Annotated in this window: 17 protein-coding genes; 16 read left to right on the top strand and 1 reads right to left on the bottom strand. The window is 41.4% G+C overall.

The genetic code is table 11. The annotated features are described in order from the left end of the window. Window positions 1-14 precede the first annotated feature (14 nt). Window positions 15-500 carry an N-acetyltransferase gene (locus ACIQXN_RS15550; protein ID WP_402968336.1) on the bottom strand — a complete coding sequence of 162 codons (486 nt, stop codon included), beginning with the start codon at window positions 498-500 and terminating at the stop codon, window positions 15-17. Window positions 501-932: 432 nt separating this feature from the next. Here ACIQXN_RS15550 and ACIQXN_RS15545 point away from each other — a divergent pair, with 432 nt between their 5' ends. The 16 genes from ACIQXN_RS15545 (at window position 933) to ftsZ (ending at window position 21,176) form a co-directional block, all read left to right on the top strand. Then, complete coding sequence (locus tag ACIQXN_RS15545) at window positions 933-1,814, top strand: 2-dehydropantoate 2-reductase (RefSeq protein WP_402968333.1); 882 nt, start codon at window positions 933-935, stop codon at window positions 1,812-1,814. 4 nt (window positions 1,815-1,818) lie between these two features. Then, a complete protein-coding gene (locus ACIQXN_RS15540) occupies window positions 1,819-2,211 on the top strand; it encodes a DUF3397 domain-containing protein (protein ID WP_402968330.1) in 393 nt (130 codons plus the stop codon). A 110-nt stretch (window positions 2,212-2,321) separates the two neighbouring features. Then, window positions 2,322-3,950, top strand: a complete 1,629-nt coding sequence (gene bshC / locus ACIQXN_RS15535) for a bacillithiol biosynthesis cysteine-adding enzyme BshC (protein WP_402968327.1) — start codon at window positions 2,322-2,324, stop codon at window positions 3,948-3,950. A 405-nt stretch (window positions 3,951-4,355) separates the two neighbouring features. Then, window positions 4,356-4,787 carry a division/cell wall cluster transcriptional repressor MraZ gene (mraZ, locus tag ACIQXN_RS15530; protein ID WP_402968324.1) on the top strand — a complete coding sequence of 144 codons (432 nt, stop codon included), beginning with the start codon at window positions 4,356-4,358 and terminating at the stop codon, window positions 4,785-4,787. Window positions 4,788-4,837: 50 nt separating this feature from the next. Beyond that, a complete protein-coding gene (gene rsmH / locus ACIQXN_RS15525) occupies window positions 4,838-5,770 on the top strand; it encodes a 16S rRNA (cytosine(1402)-N(4))-methyltransferase RsmH (protein ID WP_402968321.1) in 933 nt (310 codons plus the stop codon). 30 nt (window positions 5,771-5,800) lie between these two features. Continuing rightward, window positions 5,801-6,157 carry a cell division protein FtsL gene (ftsL, locus tag ACIQXN_RS15520; RefSeq protein ID WP_402968318.1) on the top strand — a complete coding sequence of 119 codons (357 nt, stop codon included), beginning with the start codon at window positions 5,801-5,803 and terminating at the stop codon, window positions 6,155-6,157. Further along, on the top strand, window positions 6,157-8,316 hold the full coding sequence (locus tag ACIQXN_RS15515) for a penicillin-binding protein (protein ID WP_402968316.1): 2,160 nt from the start codon (window positions 6,157-6,159) through the stop codon (window positions 8,314-8,316). The genes ftsL and ACIQXN_RS15515 overlap by 1 nt, the downstream gene beginning before the upstream one ends. 117 nt (window positions 8,317-8,433) lie before the next feature. Beyond that, the gene (locus tag ACIQXN_RS15510; protein ID WP_402968313.1) at window positions 8,434-10,356 is read left to right on the top strand and encodes a stage V sporulation protein D; all 1,923 of its coding nucleotides are present in this window, start codon (window positions 8,434-8,436) and stop codon (window positions 10,354-10,356) included. 154 nt (window positions 10,357-10,510) lie between these two features. Beyond that, the gene (locus tag ACIQXN_RS15505) at window positions 10,511-11,983 is read left to right on the top strand and encodes a UDP-N-acetylmuramoyl-L-alanyl-D-glutamate--2,6-diaminopimelate ligase (protein WP_402968310.1); all 1,473 of its coding nucleotides are present in this window, start codon (window positions 10,511-10,513) and stop codon (window positions 11,981-11,983) included. Between the two features lie 83 nt (window positions 11,984-12,066). Beyond that, window positions 12,067-13,044 carry a phospho-N-acetylmuramoyl-pentapeptide-transferase gene (mraY, locus tag ACIQXN_RS15500; protein ID WP_402968307.1) on the top strand — a complete coding sequence of 326 codons (978 nt, stop codon included), beginning with the start codon at window positions 12,067-12,069 and terminating at the stop codon, window positions 13,042-13,044. 1 nt (window position 13,045) lies between these two features. Continuing rightward, window positions 13,046-14,398, top strand: coding sequence for a UDP-N-acetylmuramoyl-L-alanine--D-glutamate ligase (murD, locus tag ACIQXN_RS15495; RefSeq protein WP_402968304.1), 1,353 nt, complete (start codon window positions 13,046-13,048; stop codon window positions 14,396-14,398). 162 nt (window positions 14,399-14,560) lie between these two features. Then, the gene (gene spoVE / locus ACIQXN_RS15490; protein WP_402968301.1) at window positions 14,561-15,661 is read left to right on the top strand and encodes a stage V sporulation protein E; all 1,101 of its coding nucleotides are present in this window, start codon (window positions 14,561-14,563) and stop codon (window positions 15,659-15,661) included. 361 nt (window positions 15,662-16,022) lie between these two features. Next, a complete protein-coding gene (gene murB / locus ACIQXN_RS15485; protein ID WP_402968298.1) occupies window positions 16,023-16,934 on the top strand; it encodes a UDP-N-acetylmuramate dehydrogenase in 912 nt (303 codons plus the stop codon). A gap of 115 nt (window positions 16,935-17,049) precedes the next feature. Beyond that, complete coding sequence (locus tag ACIQXN_RS15480) at window positions 17,050-17,838, top strand: cell division protein FtsQ/DivIB (RefSeq protein WP_402968295.1); 789 nt, start codon at window positions 17,050-17,052, stop codon at window positions 17,836-17,838. An 834-nt stretch (window positions 17,839-18,672) separates the two neighbouring features. Next, on the top strand, window positions 18,673-19,971 hold the full coding sequence (ftsA, locus tag ACIQXN_RS15475) for a cell division protein FtsA (RefSeq protein ID WP_402968292.1): 1,299 nt from the start codon (window positions 18,673-18,675) through the stop codon (window positions 19,969-19,971). 41 nt (window positions 19,972-20,012) lie between these two features. Next, entirely contained in the window at window positions 20,013-21,176 is a 1,164-nt protein-coding gene (ftsZ, locus tag ACIQXN_RS15470) for a cell division protein FtsZ (RefSeq protein WP_402968289.1), read from the top strand. The last annotated feature ends 132 nt before the right edge of the window (window positions 21,177-21,308 follow it).

Genomic DNA, 21,308 nt, shown 5'->3' with positions numbered 1-21,308 from the left:
CCCGCGTCTTTTATTTATTCTTTCGTTTCCATAATTTCATCTTGTTTTTCAAAGGGGGTCCAAATCATAGGATTTTCACCAAGGTCACGATCCATTTCGTAAGGTATGGTAGAAAAGCTCATTTTTTCCCAGAATGCTTGTGAGTGAACCCTGGAATTCGTCTTGATTGGCATATTAAAGCTCTTAGCGAAGTCGACCAAGGCTGTGCCATACCCTTTCTTTTGGTGGTTTGGAAGGACTTCGAGTTTCCAAAGAACAAGAAAGTCCTTTGTTTTATCAAAATACCGGTCAAACTTAGCATTTTTTTTGTATAAACTCATTCTAGCAATCAACATGTCACCATAAAAGATGCCATAGAAAGGAGATTGGCTGTCGTTCTCAATGATGTTACCCTCTAAATCATCGAGCATTGATAATTCCTGCATCCCATACTCTTTGAACTTTTTGAACTCCTCAAGCGTTTTGAAATTCACAAGTAATCGTTCCACCTTGTATTCCATAAATAGCTCCCCCTTATTCTGATCAAACTACTCCCATAATACCCTTTTAAATCTAATAATTATCCCAGTTACAGTCGCGATTAAAACATGTTCTCACTAAATTTAGTCCCTGTTATCGTTGTTTATACCTTTTTTATTCTATGCTCAGTTAATGAAAAGTATAGAGTCATCAATCATTTATAAAAGTCTATAGGTGTGCACGACTTTTCGTATCTAATATACCATTAATTTAGCCCCCAAAGAAGGAAATATACCCTGGTTTGGCGTATTTATACTTCTCTATGTTTTGTGCGGAGTGGAGAACGGAAAGATTTACAGCAAAAGCTATACAATGAGTTTTTTCATTCTCTGATGAAATCGAAATTGCCCCGTAGTGAAAAAAGAATATGTGTTAAAATAGGTAGTATATAACAAGAAGTTAGGAAGGGTATTATGAAAATCGGTGTCATTGGAGCCGGCTCCATTGGTTTGTTATTTGCCTCTTACCTAAGTGCAAGGCATGAAGTCACACTCTATACACGCAGAGAGGAGCAGGCCTCACTTATCAATAGAGAAGGTGTCTGTCTTGTCGTGAATGGATCGACCTGCAAAAGGGATATAGCTTCGAAAGTAGTGAAAGATGGTCTAAGGGAAGAAGAATTGCTCTTAGTAACCGTCAAACAATATCATCTTCCGCAAATTCTACCATTAATTGAGGGCTTACAAGTACCTTTATTGTTTTTACAGAATGGGTATGGGCACATTGCCCATTTAAAGCAGCTAAAATCTTCATCTATTTATGTGGGGGTTGTGGAACATGGGGCATTAAGGCTTGATGAGAATACGGTAGAACATACCGGGATGGGTCTGACAAGAGTTGCTTCTTACAAAGGGGATCTTGGTCGACTTCCTTTCCTGGATGAAGGGAAGGATCATTTTCCATTCGTTGAGAGCGAAGACCACCATACGATGCTGATAGATAAGTTGATTGTCAATGCTGTGATCAACCCGCTGACTGCGTTATTGGAGGTGGAGAATGGACGATTGATCACCAATCCGTTTTATTACCAACTATTTCAGGCATTATTTACCGAAATCTCGTCTGTACTGGATTTGCCAGATGCAGAGGAATCTTTTAGACATGTAAAATCCGTTTGTGTTAACACCTCAGAAAATAGATCTTCCATGCTGAAAGATATAGAAAATGGAAGAGAAACAGAAATTGACGCCATCTTAGGCTATATTATGTCGGAGGCGGTACGAAAAGAGAAAAAGGCATGCATGGCGTCTTCTCTTTATGCAATGATTAAAGGAAAAGAGTTCCAAGGGGGATGAGGGTGTGCCAAACGTTGTTTCAAGTGTTGCCGCGATTTTCATTACACTTCCATTTATAGGCTATATGATTTTTTTTATTAGCGCCAAGCAATTTACAAGGAACCATAAGCGTTCCGTTCAATTTGCAATGGATATGAGTACATTGTTTTTTGTTTTATCGGTCCATTATTTAATTGTGACCATTTGGGGTATACATATGTTTTGGGTGATAATGCTCATCATGATTGCCAATGCATTCGTTGTTGTTCTTGTCCATTACCAGGTTAAAGGAGAAATCATTTTTCAAAAAGTATTAAAAGGGTTTTGGAGAGTGAATTTCGCATTCTTTTTTTGTGCATACCTTCTTTTGTTTTCCATAGGGTTTATTACAAGAATCACTAGAATATTCACTGCATAATGAACGGCAAAAGCATCAATCTTCTGCTCTTGGGCAACATTTTTTGTTTTCTTAAAACAGAATGTTATACTCTAAAAAGAATTGTAGTTGCAGAGAAAGGGAGAACATAAATGGAGATGAAAGATCTCGCGTTACCATCATTAAACCGTTTCGCCTCGGACTATTTGCAGGGTGAGCTTGAAACGGAAGATTATTTTCACTATGACTTGTCCAATCCGGACATTTATCGCAATAGATACCAAGAATTGATGAACAGGACTTTTTCACGAGGGGAATTATCGGATTACATACAAGAGTATATGTCTCGTTTTTCCAGCAGTGAGGCTGTAAATGATAATATCGAGGGATTACGGCGTGATGATTCAGTCGTCGTTGTTGGTGGGCAGCAAGCGGGCTTGTTGTCTGGTCCCCTTTATACGATACATAAGGTAATCTCAATCATCAAGCTTGCACAAGAACAACGAAAAGCACTGGGGAAACCGGTCATTCCTGTATTTTGGATAGCTGGTGAAGATCATGACCTTGCAGAGGTCAACCATGTATATGTCATGAAAAACGGGAAACCGGATAAAAAATCTTATCCTTCTTATCAGCCTTTCAAAACCATGATTACAGATGTGGAAATTGATGAAATCAAGATGGATCAATGGTTCGAAGAAATCATTGAAACATATGGTGAAACCGGCTTTACGAATAAACTTCGTAAGGATATGAAGGAAACGATCAAGCTATCGAAAACATTCGTCGACTTCTTTGCTCGTTTGATTCACGAATGGTTCCATGAATATGGCCTCTTGCTTGTTGATGCTGGAGACCCGGCCTTAAGAAGATTAGAAACAGGGTTCTTTGAGTCGTTGATTGAAAAAAACGAAAAGATTGCCCAAGAGGTAGCACAGCAACAAGCCTTCATGCAAGCTAAAGGTTATTCCAAGATGATTGAAATGGGAGAAGAGCCAGCCAATCTTTTTTATTATGATACTAACAAAAAAGACCGATGTTTGCTGAAACGGTCAGAAGGCATGTTTACTGGCAGGAATGGAGAGGTCTCATTATCGGAGCAGGAACTTTTACAAATGGCCAAGGACCACCCGGAACAATTGAGCAATAATGTCGTTACGCGCCCGTTAATGCAGGAAATGCTGTTTCCCGTTTTAGCTTTCATTTCAGGTCCTGGGGAAATTGCCTATTGGGCCGAATTGAAACGCGCATTTGAACTATTTGCCATGAAGATGCCTCCAATTATTCCTAGATTGAATATTACCTTCATCGAGCGCGGCATCCAGACGGACCTTGAGGAAACTGAACTAACGTTGAAGACGGTTTTAACAGAAGGAACGGCGAATGCCGTACGGTGTTACCTTGATTCCGTGAAAGATGAGACGGTGGATCAATTATTCAGAGATATGAAATCACAACTTGAAGAGAACCATCAAAAGTTATCGATGCATGCCGTTTCCTTGGATAAGGGGCTTGAACCAATGTTGAATAAAAATATCGATTTCATCCAGAAACAATTGGCATTCATGTACGGTAAAATTGAAGAGCGGACAAAAGAACGTCATTCATTCGTCTTGAAAAAATACGAACGCATTGCCAATTCGCTGTATCCGATGGAATCCCCCCAGGAAAGAATATGGAATGTGTTTTATTACTTAAATCAATATGGCCCTGATTTTGTAAAGGAAATCATGAAATTGGACTATCATTTTAATAATGAGCATAAGCTGATTTACTTGTAAAAACTTCGCCGTGGAGAAAAGTGGAGATTATATAGAAATTTGAAGGCAGGTGGTTAACCTGTCTTCTTTTTGTGTGCGCCCGACTTGGGTGCAACCTATAGGGTGTGAGTCGCGAACTTCAGACTTAACCTGAACGACCGTATACCGAACGATACGTACGGTGGTGAGCGGTCGCAGGCTAGGTGCCTCCTCCTACTCGATTTTTCCAAAAACTTCGACAGTAAAAGAGCCACACTCTCTTGGTATGTGTCCATTCGGGAAAAAGTTAGGTATTCGATGAGAAAATTGGCTAAATAAACTTATATATAAAAGAAGGGGATTTTTACAACTAAGGCGAAAGTAAAAACAAGTGGAGAAAGGTGGGGGAATGTGGTACATTGAGATTAGAATGTGGGGGTAGTGGGTATGTTCATGGGAGAGTACCATCATAACATCGATATAAAAGGTCGTCTGATTGTCCCGGTGAAATTTAGGGACAACCTTGGGGAGCAATTTGTCCTTACCCGCGGACTCGATCAGTGTTTATTTGGTTACCCTATGGATGAGTGGAAGCTATTGGAAGAAAAACTGAAAGCCCTACCCATAACCAAAAAAGATGCTCGTGCCTTTACCCGTTTTTTCTTTTCCGCTGCAACAGAATGCGAAATAGACAAACAAGGGCGAATTAATATTCCCACGCCGCTTACTTCATATGGCCAATTGGAAAAAGAATGTGTAATTCTTGGTGTTACCAATCGAATTGAGATTTGGAGCAAATCCCTTTGGGAAAACTATTTTTCAGCTTCAGAGGATTCTTTCGCTGAGATAGCAGAAAATATGATTGGCTTTGAAATTTAAGGCTGCCCTCGAATAGCGTGACTCAATTACCGATTGGAAGGATGTCTAACATGTTTCAACATACAACAGTGTTATTAAAAGAGACGGTTGATGGCTTGAACATCAAACCTGATGGAATTTATGTCGATTGTACTCTAGGAGGAGCGGGTCATAGCGAATACTTACTATCACAGCTTTCTGATAAAGGTAGATTATATGCTTTTGATCAGGATGAGACGGCCATTAAGAATGCTAAGGCCAAATTAGAATGCTATGGCGACCGTGTCGTGCTCGTTCCTAATAATTTTAAATATTTACAAGAAGAGTTGAATGCTCGTGGAGTCGAAAAAGTGGATGGAATTCTTTATGATTTAGGTGTATCGTCTCCACAATTAGATACGCCGGAACGTGGATTCAGCTACAATCATGATGCTCCACTGGATATGAGGATGGATCAAAGTGCCGCCACATCTGCCTATGATGTTGTGAATTCATGGACATACCATGAATTGCTGAGAATCTTCTTCCAGTATGGAGAAGAGAAATTTTCGAAGCAAATTGCCCGAAAAATAGAAGCGGCCCGTGAAATAAAGCCGATTGAAACGACCTTTGAGTTGGTGGAATTAATTAAAGAGGGAATTCCCGCCCCGGCACGACGCAAAGGTGGACATCCCGCGAAACGGGTTTTCCAAGCTATCCGAATTGCTGTAAATGATGAACTGGGAGTATTTGAGGATTCTCTAGAACAAGCGATATCTCTGTTGAACCCTGAGGGAAGAATATCTGTAATTACCTTCCATTCATTGGAAGATCGCATTTGTAAAACCGTGTTTAAAAAAGCGAGTGCACTTCCGGATCTTCCACATGGACTTCCGATTATTCCTGAAGAGTTTAAACCGACTCTGAAATTGATTACGAGAAAACCGATACTACCTTCGGAAGAAGAGCTAGAAGGGAATAATCGTTCTCGTTCGGCCAAGTTAAGAATTGCCGAAAAACAATAAATATAGAAAAACAGAAAAGGGGGAGCATGAATGAGTGCCATAGCAAAAAAAGTACAAGAGCAGCAATTTGAACAACAACAGCAACAATCCCAACAAACTGTTGTCATCCGCAAAGCGAAAATATCAATTGGTGAAGTTGTCTTACTATGTGCCATTGCTATCATGATAACCTTTGCATGCGTGAAGATTGTCTCCAATCAAGCTGCTATTTATGAAACGAATAAAGAAATTCAGCAAGTCGAAGCTACCATTGAAGAACAAGGTAAATTGAATGATGATTTAAAGGTACAGGTCGACGAACTTAGTCGATATGAGCGGATTTGGGATATCGCTGCCAAAATGGGCTTAGGGCTGGATGATAATAACGTGAAGGTTGTGCAGAACTGATGCAGAAACAAAAAAATATGAAGCGTGGAGCAGCTGGATTATTCTTTGCATTCAGCCTGCTCTTCTTTGTATTAATCTGCCGCTTTTTATATATTGGTGTGACGGGGACAGCTGGAGGCGAGGTACTAGCTTCAAAAATCGACAAAAAATATGAAAAAGAACAAGTTATAGAAGCTAAACGGGGCAGTATCCTTGATACAAAGGGTGAAGTCATTGCAGTGGATACGTCCTCGTATATCCTGCGAGCCATCCTGAGCGAGAAAGAAACAGAGCATGTAAAAGACCCAGAGATGACTGCAAGTAAGCTCGCAAAATATATTGACATGGATGAACAGGCCATTTATGACCGTCTTATTAAAAAAGGGGCGTATCAGGTGGAGTTTGGGAGTGCTGGGAAAGATTTGACCCAGGATACCAAACAGAAAATCGAAAAGTTAGAACTTCCAGGCATTACATTTGGAAGGACCAATAAACGCTTCTATCCAAATGGGATCTTTGCTTCTCATTTGATTGGATACGTAGAAAAAGATGAAGAAACCGAAGAGATGACCGGGAAATTCGGTATTGAAAAGTACCTCAATAAGGAGCTGCAAGAAACGGACGGGAAACTGACGTACGAAAGTGACTTTTGGGGACTCATCTTGCCAGGTGCGGAGGAAAAGGTTTCGGCCCCGAAAAATGGGAATAACGTCTCGCTGACAATTGATAAAAAAATTCAAACTTTCTTGGAAGATTCCATGAATAAAGTCCAGAAAAAGTATGAACCACAACAAATCATTGCCATCGTTTCCAATCCTAAAACGGGGGAAATCTTGGCTATGGGACAAAGGCCAACTTTCCATCCGACGACGAAAGAGGGTCTTACGGATACTTGGCGCAACCTGGCGATTGAAGAAACGTATGAACCCGGTTCGACCTTTAAAACATTTACCCTTGCAGCGGCTGTTGAAGAAGGGGTCTTTAATCCTAATGATACGTTTACAACAGGTACATACAAAGCTGCTACAGGTTCCATAGGCGACCATACTGGAATCGAAAGAGGTAAGAGCATGACTTATCTTGAAGGAGTCCAACGATCCTCCAATGTGGCTTTCGCAACCCTTGCCATGGATAAAATTGGTGCGGATACCTACCGCGACTATTTGACGAAGTTCGGGTTTGATAAAAAGACAGGGATAGACCTGCCGAATGAGATTACAGGCAAGATACAATATAAGTACAAAATGGAAAAAGTCACTACCGCGTTCGGCCAAGGAACGACGGTCACGCCCATCCAACAGATTCAAGCAGCTTCAGCGGTGGCTAATGACGGAAAGATGATGCGGCCATATGTCATTAAAAGCACATCCGATCAAGATAACGGGAAACTGTTGAAAACGACAAAACCGCAAGTGGCCGGTGAACCGATTTCGGCAGAGACGGCGAAACAAGTTCGCGAGTATTTGGAAACGGTTGTTTCCGCAAAGAAAGGAACGGGTAAGAAATATGCTATCGATGGGTATGATGTAGCGGGGAAAACAGGAACTGCTCAAATTCCTGGTCCGACTGGTAGATATCTAGAAGGTAAGGAGAACTATTACTTTTCATTCTTAGGGATGGCTCCGGCTGATGATCCGCAACTCGTTGTATACGTGGCGGTCAAACAGCCGAAGTTAGGTGTCTCATATGTAGGGGCAGATCCGCTTTCTGAAATCTTTAATCCAGTGATGCAAAATAGCCTTATGTATTTAAACATAAAGCCTTCCGACCTAAAAAAACAGACAACTAACGAAATCGAAGACTATACGGATCAACCTATTCATTCATCCGTTAAGGAACTAGAGAAGTTAGGGTTTGAAGTGGAACAGATAGGAAGTGGAAGGAAAATTCTCGACCAATCTCCTAAAGCTGGAAGCACTCTTCTACAAGGAGAAAAGATCATCCTCCGAACTGAAGGAGTAATGAAAGTTCCAGATACGGCAGGGTGGTCATTACGAGATGTCATGAAAGTAGCCAGCATAGCTAAGCTTGATCTAAATACGTCTGGTACAGGGTATGTGAGCAAACAGAGTCCTAAAGGCGGAACAAAGGTTAAAGAAGGAGACTCATTCAAAGTCGAATTGCAGCAGCCTGAAAAGCCGTCTAAAGACTCAACGAAAAAAGAGACGAATGTAGAGTAAATAAGCTTGCACGAAAAAGGGAGACTCCAGGGTCTCCCTTTTTCGTGCATTTTTTAGTCTACCATCAAGTAGCCAAGCATATATATTGAGCATGTATGAAATGGAGGTGCCTGTTTTTTGCGTGTTTCTAATGTTACCGTCCGAAAACGGCTCGCAATCGCATTGGCAATAGGACTAGTCGTCTTTTTTATTATTGATATCCGCTTAGGAATCGTTCAGTTTTATTTAGGAGATAATTTGACAAGCCTGGCTAAGGATTCGTGGAGTAGGAACATCCCCTTTGAAGCCAAGCGTGGTGAAATCTTGGATCGGAATGGGGTGGAATTGGCAACGAATATATCAGCCCCGACGGTATATGTCATCCCGAGACAAATTGAGAATCCAAGTGATACTTCTGAACAGTTGGCTTCCATATTAAACATCACGAAGGAAAAAGCATATAAATGGTTAACGAAACAGTCGATGAGTGCCAGAATTCCTGAAGGAAGAAAGATATCCCATGAAAAGGCGAAGGAAATCAAGGCGCTAGGCATTAAAGGTGTCTATATTGCGGAGGATTCCAAACGCCATTATCCATTCGGTGAATATCTATCACATGTATTGGGATTTACGGGCTCGGACAACCAGGGATTGATGGGGATTGAATTATCCTATGATAAGGAGCTTAATGGCGAAAGAGGGTACGTAAAATTTTATTCGGATGCTAAAGGGAAAAGGCTCGAAAACATGGCGGATGATTTCAAGGCTCCCATGGATGGGGATAACCTGAAACTGACGATCGATAGCAGAATCCAGACCATAGTGGAACGGGAACTAGATAATGCGGAGGCCACCTATGATCCTGATGGGCTTATCGCCATTGCGATGGATCCAAAGACAGGAGAGATACTGGCAATGTCCAGTAGGCCAACTTTCGATCCTGCGAAATTTCAAGATGTACCTGCAGAAGTATATAATCGTAATTTACCGGTTTGGAGTATTTATGAGCCGGGTTCGACCTTTAAGATTATCACGCTTGCCGCTGCACTTGAGGAAGGAAAAGTGAATCTGCAGAATGACCATTTTTATGACTCCGGCCATGTGGAGGTGGCAGGGTCTACATTGCATTGCTGGAAAAGTGGTGGTCATGGAGATCAAACTTTCCTAGAGGTGGTTGAAAACTCATGTAACCCGGGTTTCGTCGAGCTTGGTAACCGACTGGGCAAAGATAAATTGTTCAAATATATCAACGACTTCGGTTTCGGTCAAAAAACGGGGATTGATTTATCGGGGGAAGGAAGGGGAATCATGTTCAATATGGATCGTGTCGGTCCCGTTGAACAGGCGACAACCGCTTTTGGACAAGGAGTTGCCGTCACGCCTATCCAGCAAGTCACGGCTGTTTCGGCCGCTGTGAACGGGGGGACACTGTATACCCCATATATTGCAAAAGAATTGGTCGACCCAAAAACGGGGGAAGTAGTAATGAGGAAGACCCCACAAGCCAAGAAAAAAGTGATTTCCGAAGAAACTTCAAAAAAAGTCCGGGAAGCACTTGAATCCGTTGTAGCACAAGGAAGCGGTAAGGGAGCATTCGTGGAGTCGTACCGAGTGGGTGGGAAAACGGGGACTGCCCAAAAAGCTGAAAACGGAAGATATTTAGATAACAATTATATTCTCTCATTTATCGGTGTCGCACCGGCGGATGATCCCCAGATCGTGGTCTATATCGCTGTAGACAACCCAAAAGGGACGGTTCAATTTGGTGGTGTGGTCGCTGCGCCAATCGTTGGGAACATCATGGAAGATTCACTAAGGGCAATGGGCGTCAAACCGAGAAAAAACCAGATTGAAAAGGAAAAGGTCTGGACTGATCCGGTGATGATCGAGGTTCCTAATGTTGTCGGAATGAGTAAAAAAGAGCTTCAGACTCAGCTTCTTGATCTTAAGATTGATTATGCAGGAAGTGGAAATAAAGTCATAAAACAGGCGCCCGATCCAGGGGTGAAATTAAAAGAAGGATCAACAATTAGAATTTATCTTGGCGAACAAACAGAATAAGTATAAAATAAGAATAGTGAAAAGCGGCTGAAAAAACATCAGCCGCTTTGTTTACGGAGTCGATTAAACCCCGTATAATAAAAACTGGTTTCTCGACAAGCCAAAGTTAATCACATATAATGAATCCTCAAATTAAGTTGAGAGGGATGGAAAAATGAAGCTTCACGCATTACTATCTTATTTACACTCCTTGGATACGCATGAAGGAGAAAATCCGGAGATCACCTCCATTGAAAATGATAACCGTAAAGTTAAAGATGGAAGTTTATTTGTATGTATAAAAGGTTATACAGTGGATGGTCATGATTTTGCTCAATCAGCCGTAGAGAATGGTGCTGCCGCCGTCATCGCTGAACGACCGTTGAACTTAAACGTACCTGTCATTGTAGTCCGTGATTCCAGTAGGGCCATGGCGGTTCTTGCAGATGCATTTTACGGTCATCCGACTCAAAAAATGCGCCTGATTGGTATCACTGGTACAAACGGAAAAACGACGACAAGCCATTTGCTTGAAAAGATTTTCGAAGATCAAAAGAAGAAAACGGGTTTGATCGGAACGATGTATACTAAAATCGTCGATAAAGTGTATGAAACGAAGAATACGACACCAGACAGTGTCACGCTTCAGAAAGCTTTCAATGATATGGCTGAAGCGGATGTCTCAGCGGCCATCATGGAGGTTTCTTCGCATGCGCTCGAACTTGGTCGTGTCCATGGATGTGATTACGATATTGCCGTATTTACGAACTTAACGCAAGATCATTTAGATTTCCATAAAACGATGGAGCGATACAAACATGCGAAGTCATTGTTTTTCTCCCAATTAGGCAATGCCTACTTGGAAAATCGCCCTAAATACGCTGTTCTTAACGCTGATGATGAAGCAACAGTTGATTTTATTAAAGCAACAGCCGCGACAGTCGTTACATACGGAATTGATAAGGATGCAGATATTAGAGCCAGTGATATACAGATTAACGCACAAGGCACTACTTTCACTCTTGCGGCAGGCAAAGAGAAACGTATAGTTAAGCTTCAGTTAATAGGGAAATTCAGTGTTTATAACGTCCTGGCCGCCATCAGTGCCGCTTTGTGTGCTGGTAGTGACCTAGATGAGACCATCAAATCCATTGAATCGATAAAAGGCGTTGCTGGTCGTTTTGAGCTTATCTTGGCGAATCAGGATTTTCCGGTCATCGTCGATTATGCACACACACCGGACAGTCTTGAAAATGTTTTGAGGACAGTCGGTGAGTTTGCTAAAAACAAGATTTTCGTGATTGTAGGTTGTGGCGGGGACCGGGATAAAACAAAACGGCCCATCATGGCAGCAATTGCCTGCAAATTGGCTACGGACGCGATCTTCACTTCTGATAACCCACGCAGTGAGGATGCTTTACAGATCCTTCGAGATATGGAAGCAGGGGTTGAAGGAGAAAGATATACGGTCATCGAAGACCGAAGAGAAGCAATTGAATATGCCGTTTCAAAAGCTGAAACAGGTGACGTGATTTTAATCGCCGGAAAAGGGCATGAAACTTACCAATTGGTTGGTGACGCTGTACTTCATTTTGATGATCGTGAAGAAGCGAAAAAAGCAATTCAAACTAAATTGGGTGCCGTTTAATTCGTTTAAAAGGACCCATCAAACAAAGAATAGCAACAAGGATAATGTATATTTGAATTGTGTTAGGAATGAGGGAGTAAGGAATGTTGGAACAAGTAGTATTTTATACAATTTTGATGGCGTTTTTAGTAACGGTTCTTCTATCGCCCATCTTCATCCCGTTTTTAAGAAGATTGAAATTCGGGCAAAGTATCAGGGAAGAAGGGCCACAATCGCATCTGAAGAAAACAGGAACACCTACAATGGGCGGGTTGGTGATATTATTATCCGTTACCATTGCTACATTAGTCATGACTTTGAAGTTTGCTGAACCATCTACTGAAACGTACTTATTATTATTTGTCACTTTAGGATTTGGTCTATTAGGATTCATGGATGATTTTATCAAGGTGGTTATGAAGCGAAACCTAGGCCTTACTTCAAAGCAAAAGCTTTTAGGTCAAATAGTGATTTCGGTCATTTTTTACTTCGTATTTAAACAGACTGACGTTTTCAACCCTGAATTGAGGATTCCAGGTACTGATTTTTCCGTTGATTTTGGTTGGGCTTACCTGATTATCGTTATTTTCTGGTTGGTAGGTTTCTCAAATGCGGTCAATTTGACGGATGGATTGGATGGACTTGTTTCTGGAACTTCCGCTATTGCTTTTGGGGCGTTTGCCATACTTGCATGGAGCCAGTCACAATACGATGTAGCGATATTTTCAGTGGCCGTCGTAGGTGCTGTCTTAGGTTTCCTTGTCTTCAATGCTCACCCTGCAAAGGTGTTCATGGGGGATACGGGATCTCTAGCCTTGGGAGGAGCAATTGCAACAATTGCCTTGCTAACGAAACTTGAATTGCTGCTAGTTATTATTGGTGGAGTTTTCGTCATTGAAACACTATCTGTCATTTTACAGGTAGGATCGTTTAAACTTAGAGGAAAGCGTATTTTTAAAATGAGTCCGCTTCATCACCATTATGAGCTTTCTGGCTGGTCGGAATGGCGTGTTGTCGTGACTTTTTGGACAGTAGGCTTACTGTGTGCGGTACTCGGAATCTATTTAGAGGTGTGGATATAAATTGAATGAGACAGAAAAATATACAGAGAAAAAAGTATTAGTATTAGGTTTGGCCAAAAGCGGAGTCACGGCAGCTTCGCTTCTACATAGACTAGGTGCGTTCGTAACTGTCAATGATATGAAGCCGTTAACGGAAAACCCGGAAGCACAGGGACTACTCGAACAAGGGATAAAAGTCATTTGTGGTAGCCATCCGATTGAATTATTGGATGAGGGATTCGAAGTGATTGTGAAGAACCCAGGTATACCTTATAGTAACCCGCTTGTAAAAGGGGCTTTGGAGAAAGGGATTCCGGTAATCACAGAGGTAGAACTCGCTTACCAAATCAGTGAAGCACCATTTTTGGGCATCACGGGTACCAATGGGAAGACTACAACCACTACTTTGATATTTGAAATGATGAAAGCCGGTGAAAAGTCCCCACTTATTGCCGGAAATATTGGAACAGTCGCATCAGGAGTTGCTGAGAAAGCAACTTCTAAAGACACAATTGTCATCGAGCTGTCATCATTCCAATTGATGGGCATTGAAGAATTCCGGCCGGAAATTTCGATTGTGACGAATTTGTATGATGCCCATTTGGATTATCATAGTTCAAAGCAAGAATATGCTGAAGCGAAAGCGGCGATAACGAGAAATCAAAGAGCTTCCGATTTCATGATTTTCAATGCTGACCAAGTAGACGTTTTAGCCATGACCAAGAAGACGAAGGCACAACTTGTACCATTTTCTACAGAAGTGAAGCATGAGAACGGGGCTTATGTGGAAGATGGGGCCGTGTATTTCCGCGGTGAAAAAGTGATTGATGTTACGGATATAGTTCTACCTGGAAAACACAACCTGGAAAATGTGCTTGCGGCTATTTCCGCAGTGAAACTGAAGGGTGTGACCAACGAAGCAATTCAAACCGTCTTAACTACTTTCGGTGGCGTTGAGCACCGGCTACAATTTGTAGCGTCGATTGAAAAACGCAAATTTTACAATGATTCTAAAGCGACGAATATCCTTGCCGCTTCGAAGGCATTGACTTCATTTACCGAGCCCGTTATCTTACTGGCTGGTGGATTGGACCGAGGAAATGAATTTGACGAGTTAAAACCGGCTATGAAACACGTCAAGGCGGTTATCACGTTTGGTGAAACAGCAGAAAAAATTGAACGGATAGCCAAAGAATTAGGAATAACGAATATAAAACGTGTCGATAATGTAGTAAAGGCCGTACCTGTTGCTTTTGATTTATCAGAAGAAGGCGACTGCATCCTCCTCTCTCCTGCTTGTGCAAGCTGGGATCAATATAAAACTTTTGAACAAAGAGGGGACATGTTTATGGGGGCTGTGCATAAACTTAAGTAAGAGCTTTCGCAGAAGGAAGTGAACTGCTTCTACGTTGACACCTTGGAAAAAGCGATAATGAGCCGTTATCGCTTTTTTTTTGACTAAAGTGCTGCTGAATGTGGCATCAGGTAGTGTTTTATATTCGTACAGGCTCGAAAAACTTCCCAGAGGTGGATGTCCGTGCCATTAAAAAAATCCAATCCTGATCTTATTCTTATTATCGTTACCTTAAGCCTTTTGACTATAGGTTTAATTATGGTTTACAGCGCCAGTGCAATTTGGGCAGATTATAAATTTGATGACTCCTTTTATTTTGCTAAAAGACAGTTGCTGTTTGCATGTGTAGGAGTCGTTGCCATGTTCTTCATCATGAATGTCGACTACTGGACATGGCGTACATGGGCCAAGTTGCTCATTATTATCTGCTTCATCTTACTGCTGGCTGTTCTGGTACCGGGTATCGGGATGGCGAGAAATGGTTCCCGTAGTTGGATCGGTGTAGGAGCTTTCTCAGTACAGCCGTCTGAATTCATGAAACTCGCGATGATTGCTTTTTTGGCCAAGTTTTTGTCTGAAAGGCAAAAACTGATCACTTCCTTTAAAAAAGGGATGATGCCGTCGTTGGGCATTGTATTTTTAGCGTTTGGGCTTATCATGTTACAACCGGATTTAGGGACAGGGACGGTGATGATAGGAACGTGCATCGTGATGATTTTCATTTCAGGTGCACGTATCAGCCACTTTGTTGGACTGGGGCTAATCGGGGTTGCCGGTTTTGTAGGCCTCATTTTATCGGCTCCATATAGGATAAAGCGCATCACCTCCTTTCTTGATCCTTGGGAAGACCCACTTGGAAGCGGGTTTCAAATGATTCAATCGTTTTATGCAATTGGACCAGGTGGATTGTTCGGACTAGGTTTAGGACAAAGTCGACAGAAGTTTTTCTATTTACCAGAACCGCAAACCGACTTTATTTTCGCGATACTATCCGAAGAATTAGGTTTCATTGGTGGGTCACTCGTTATTTTGCTATTCGCTCTCATGCTTTGGCGTGGAATTAGAATCGCACTTGGTGCACCTGACTTATATGGGAGCCTGGTGGCAGTGGGAATCATCGCCATGGTAGCCATTCAAGTTATGATAAATATTGGCGTTGTCACTGGTTTGATGCCGGTTACGGGGATTACCCTGCCCCTTTTAAGTTATGGTGGATCTTCCCTGACACTCATGTTGATGGCGATAGGGGTACTGTTGAATATCAGCCGCTATTCAAGATTTTAAAAGCAGAACGACAATCACCTGCAAAAAAGGAAGCCCGGAGTAATTCCCGTGCTTCCTTTTTTGATATTATCGTTTAAATGGAACGCTTCTGGTTCTCATATGTATACCTATCATGCCAATTTGAAAAAAATGAAACGGTACTTAAATATTACCATGTATGAATGTGAGGATATCTACAATAAATATTGGCAATAGGGCCTTGTTTAGACTATAGTATAAGAGGGTTAGACCGAAGAGGCACTTACTCTTGCTCATTTTCAAGCCTTATTATGATAGTTATCGATATTGCCTAATTAGAGGCCTCATTTGGGTGAGGATATGAAACTTATAATGAGATCTAGGAACAGCAAGGAGGTTTATCGTGGATAAAGTGATAAAACAATTATCAGACATGCAAATCGGCAAGCTGCTCGAACAGGAGCCACTTGCTAATCATACAACAATGAAGATTGGCGGGCCGGCAGATTTATTCATCGAGCCATCCTCTGTTGAAAACCTTGAAAAAGCATTGAAGGTCATCAAGGAGAATGATTTACCATGGAGAGCAATTGGAAGAGGTTCGAATCTCCTTGTCAGCGATGAAGGTATTGCTGGTGTGGTACTGAAATTAGGCAAAGGGCTGGATCATCTTGAAATCAATGGAACGGAAGTGATGGCTGGCGCGGGTGTTTCCCTTGTGAATTTGTCGGTGCAGATTAGTAAAAAGGGGTATGCTGGTTTAGAGTTTGCCAGTGGAATTCCAGGTTCCGTTGGTGGATCGGTCTATATGAATGCAGGCGCACACGGCTCCGATATGAGTGCGGTTCTTAAGGAAGCTCATGTTTTATTTGAAGATGGAACATTGGCTTGGCTTTCCAAGGAGGAAATGGAGTTTTCGTATCGAACTTCTTTACTTCAAAAGAAAAAACCAGGAATCGTACTGGAAGCCATTTTCCAATTAAAAGAAGGCGATAGAAGTGAGATCGTCGAAAGAATGCAAAATAACAAAAACTACCGTAAAGATACCCAGCCATACAATTTACCTTGTGCAGGAAGTATCTTTCGAAATCCACTGCCGAATCATGCAGGAGAGTTAGTGGAAGAGGCTGGTCTAAAGGGACATTCAATCGGAGGGGCTCAAATTTCTCCGATGCATGGGAACTTCATTGTCAACACTGGTCATGGATGTGCGGCAGATGTTCAAGCTTTGATACAACATGTCAAAGATACGGTATATAGTAAGTTCAAAATTGAATTAGAAACAGAAGTAGAAATCATTGGGAGACAACTATAGGATTTTTATTTTTTATATCCAAATATTGTGGTATAATGTGTTGCCTGAAAAATTTCACTTCATTACTTTGTGAGTGTCACGAATCATCCACTTTTTTTAGGGAGAGGTGAAAAAGATGGAAAAGGGGAAAATCGTTTCCATTGAGGACCGCATTCCTAAGTTAAAACAAATAAGAAAGAGCAAAGCAAATAAAAGGCTTGTTCTTTTGCTTTCCCTTTTCTTCATCCTGGTTGCTTGTGTGTTATATTTTTTATCCCCACTAAGCTATGTGAATTCCATAAAAGTGGAGGGGAATCAATATATCACTTCCAAGCAGATTATTAAATTGAGCAATATAAAGAAAGACCGAAGTATCTGGAAAGTCGACACGGGAGAGACTGCCGCTAACATTAAAAGGATTCCTGATATAAAAAGTGCCAGTGTTGTACCTATTTTCCCTAATTCCGTTAAAATAACGGTTTCTGAGCATACTAGAATTGCCTATTTATCCATTGATGGGAAGTTTGCCCCGATTTTGGAAAATGGAGATATTTTAAAAGAGTTAGAGAGTGGAGAAAATCCAGTATTTGCCCCTGTTTTAATTGGTTTCAAAGAGGGTAAAGCATTAAAGTTGCTTTTGGATGAATTGGACAAGCTTCCTGTGGAAATACAGAATGCTATATCGGAAATACATCATGATCCTACTAAAACGGATAATTACCATATTGTTATGTATATGAATGATGGATATGAGGTAAGTGCCACAAGTCGTACCTTATCTGAAAAAATGATACATTATCCTTCCATTGTTAGCCAATTGGATCCAGATGTTAAGGGAGTCATTGACTTAGAGGTCGGTTCTTATTTTAAAGCCTTTAATGGGCCGGAAGAAAAGGAAGAGAAAATGGAAACCGAGACCGAGTAAACCAAAACGCTGGTAGAACAAAAGAACGATGCAGTACAGGTACGATTGAAGGAACTGGATGCAATGTAATGACTAACATAGAAAAAGACAAGAACAGTTATATCGGATGTACCACTGTATTAGCGGAAAATCAGGAGAATTTGGATGTATATCCAGAATGGTATGTATATGGTCTGCCAAAATGATTTTGCTTTGTTATTACAGTGCAGCAAAATGTAACTTAACAATACATAAGCGGGCCGTAGTAACTAAGATAGGGTTAGTAGATCCACCTCCAAATGTCCAATTTTACTGGAAAATGGATTGAAACCCACCTATTTTCTGTAGTCTTTTCTTCATGCATTATATTGTGGACTGCAGGTTCTCCTCCATTCTTCCCTTGGTGAAGCAGCATTGGTAACGATATCTTAGTTTTATCTGTAAGTTTGACTTTTCTAGGTGTACAACTTGGTGTAGACTTGTATTTAGTTGGAATCTCTGTATATTACGTGAGAAACATCAAAATACCTTAAAATTCGGATGAGTCGTTTGATAAATGATTTTTTCTGGAAAAAACAGAAAATATCTTTATTATTAGAGGGAATTGCAGGATAAATGCCGAATAGGTTAAGTCAGTATTAAGTTTTTCACGAATGACATCTAGATACCAAGAGACGAACGATGACTATTATAAAGATTGTAAATCTACGAGTTTTCTCTTAATAATATGAGATGACACTTTATTATAATATTAGCGAGTTGTAATTAGGTCTGCTATTCTAAAATGAATAGGTATTTTGATATGATAATTCTATTCTACTAATATATGTATAAAACTGAAGGAGGTGCCATGGAATGAACAGCAACGAAATTTACGTAAGTCTTGACATCGGTACATCCAGTGTAAAAGTTATCATTGGGGAAATGGTCAATGACACATTAAATATCATCGGCGTAGGAAATGTAAAATCTGAAGGGCTTAAAAAAGGCTCCATTGTCGACATAGATGAAACTGTACAGTCCATTCAAAAGGCTGTAGAGCAAGCTGAACGAATGATTGGAATGGAAATCAAAAAAGTAATCGTCGGTATCAGTGGTAATCATGTTACGCTTCAACCTTGCCATGGAGTGGTAGCAGTATCTAGTGAAAATAAAGAGATTATCGAACATGATGTATTTCGTGTTAGAGAAGCAGCGGAGCTAGTTACGATACCATCAGATCGGGAAATTATCGATGTTGTTCCAATTCATTACAAAGTTGATGAGTTGGATGAGATTAGCGATCCACGGGGCATGATTGGCGTACGTTTAGAAATGAGAGGAATTTTAATTACAGGTCTACGGACAGTATTACATAATACCCTTCGGTGTGTGGAAAGGGCAGGATTAGAAATAACGGATATTGCTCTTCAGCCATTAGCAGCAGGTGGGCTTGTTTTATCCAAGGATGAAAAGGAACTGGGGGTAGCGCTTGTCGATATTGGGGGCGGTTCCACGACTCTAGCGATTTTCGAGCAAGGCTATCTACAATACACTTCCGTGATCCCTATAGGCGGGGAGACACTTACAAAGGATCTCTCCATAGTTCTTAGGACCACTATGGAGGATGCAGAAAAAATCAAGATTAAACATGGGCATGCCTTTTATGATGATGCTTCAGAAGACGAAGTATTCCAAATACCAATCATCGGTAGCGACCAACAACAAACGTGTAACCAGCTAATGCTCTCAGATATTATTGAGGCGAGGTTAACCGAAATTTTCGAGTTAATCCAAGATGATTTGAGGAGACTCGGTTTTCAGGAAGTACCGGGAGGGTTCGTATTGACCGGTGGTGTCGTTAAGATGCCAGGAGTTCTGGAGCTTGCTCAATATGTCTTCCAAAACCGCGTAAGGACGGCTGAACCAAATTATATTGGTGTCAGAGAACCCCAATATACGACAGCGGTTGGTCTAATTAAACACGCATGTAAGAAAGAGAGAATGCAAAAAAACACCACTAATAAAACTCCTGTAACAGCTGGCCAGGTAACAGAAAATAATGATCAGCGGAGCCAAAAGTCCTCTCAGAAACATAAAGAGACTACGGCTAAAAAACAAGGTGAAAAAGGTGAATCGAAATTCAAAAAAATCTTGGGTTACTTTTTTGAATAATAACAAAAAATCGGGAATTTCGTCAAAATAGGAGGATTGTCATGTTGGAGTTTGATTCTAATTTAGAACAATTAGCAACGATAAAGGTTATAGGTGTTGGCGGCGGCGGTAACAATGCGGTGAACAGAATGATAGAACATGGCGTACAAGGTGTAGAATTCATTTCAGTCAATACCGATGCGCAGGCTCTTAACCTATCAAAAGCAGAAGTTAAAATGCAAATCGGAGGCAAACTAACAAGAGGGTTGGGTGCTGGTGCAAACCCTGAGGTTGGTAAAAAAGCGGCAGAAGAAAGCAAAGAGCAAATCGAAGAAGCGCTAAAAGGTGCTGATATGGTTTTCGTAACGGCTGGAATGGGTGGCGGAACTGGTACCGGTGCTGCTCCTGTCATCGCTGGTATTGCTAAAGATTTAGGTGCACTGACAGTCGGTGTCGTTACACGTCCTTTCACGTTCGAAGGGCGTAAACGCGCAACACAGGCGCAAGGTGGCATAGCTTCCATGAAAGAATCGGTCGATACGCTTATCGTTATTCCAAACGACCGACTACTTGAAATTGTTGATAAAAGTACACCTATGCTTGAAGCATTCCGCGAAGCAGATAATGTTCTTCGTCAAGGGGTACAGGGGATTTCAGATTTAATCGCTGTCCCTGGTCTTATTAACTTGGATTTTGCCGATGTTAAGACCATCATGTCTAACCGTGGATCAGCTCTTATGGGTATCGGGATTTCCTCTGGGGAAAACCGAGCAGCAGAAGCAGCTAAAAAAGCGATTTCCAGTCCATTACTTGAAACCTCCATCGATGGGGCTCAAGGTGTGCTGTTGAACATTACCGGTGGAACTAACCTAAGTCTCTTCGAAGTACAGGAGGCGGCGGATATCGTGGCTACCGCTTCGGATCAAGAGGTAAACATGATTTTCGGTTCGGTCATCAACGAAAACTTAAAAGACGAAATCGTCGTTACAGTTATTGCAACAGGCTTTACTGAAGCTGAAACTTCCATGCGAGCTCCGGGCCGTTCAACACTTGGACAACAACAACAGCAAACTAGACCTCAAACACAAGCGCCTACACCTAGTGTAAATCGTGAAGTGAAGAGAGAAGAAGTGAATGAACAGCCTGCTAGAAATAATAATCAAGGCCAAGGTGAAGAGGCGTTGGATATTCCAACCTTCCTTCGCAACCGTAATAGAAGGCGATGATTTCAAGAAAAAGACCGTTCCCCTATGGGAGCGGTCTTTTTTTGGTGTGCCCGGCATGGGTGCAATCTATAGGGTGTGAGTCCCGAACCATGAAGGCAGTAGTAGTGGTTAGCTTAATGCAAGGGTGTCCAC

This window comes from Peribacillus sp. NPDC097295 (assembly GCF_044761665.1).
Taxonomy (GTDB): domain Bacteria; phylum Bacillota; class Bacilli; order Bacillales; family DSM-1321; genus Peribacillus.
Note: the sequence above shows the minus strand (reverse complement) of the source record. Positions and strands in the feature narration are given on the sequence as shown.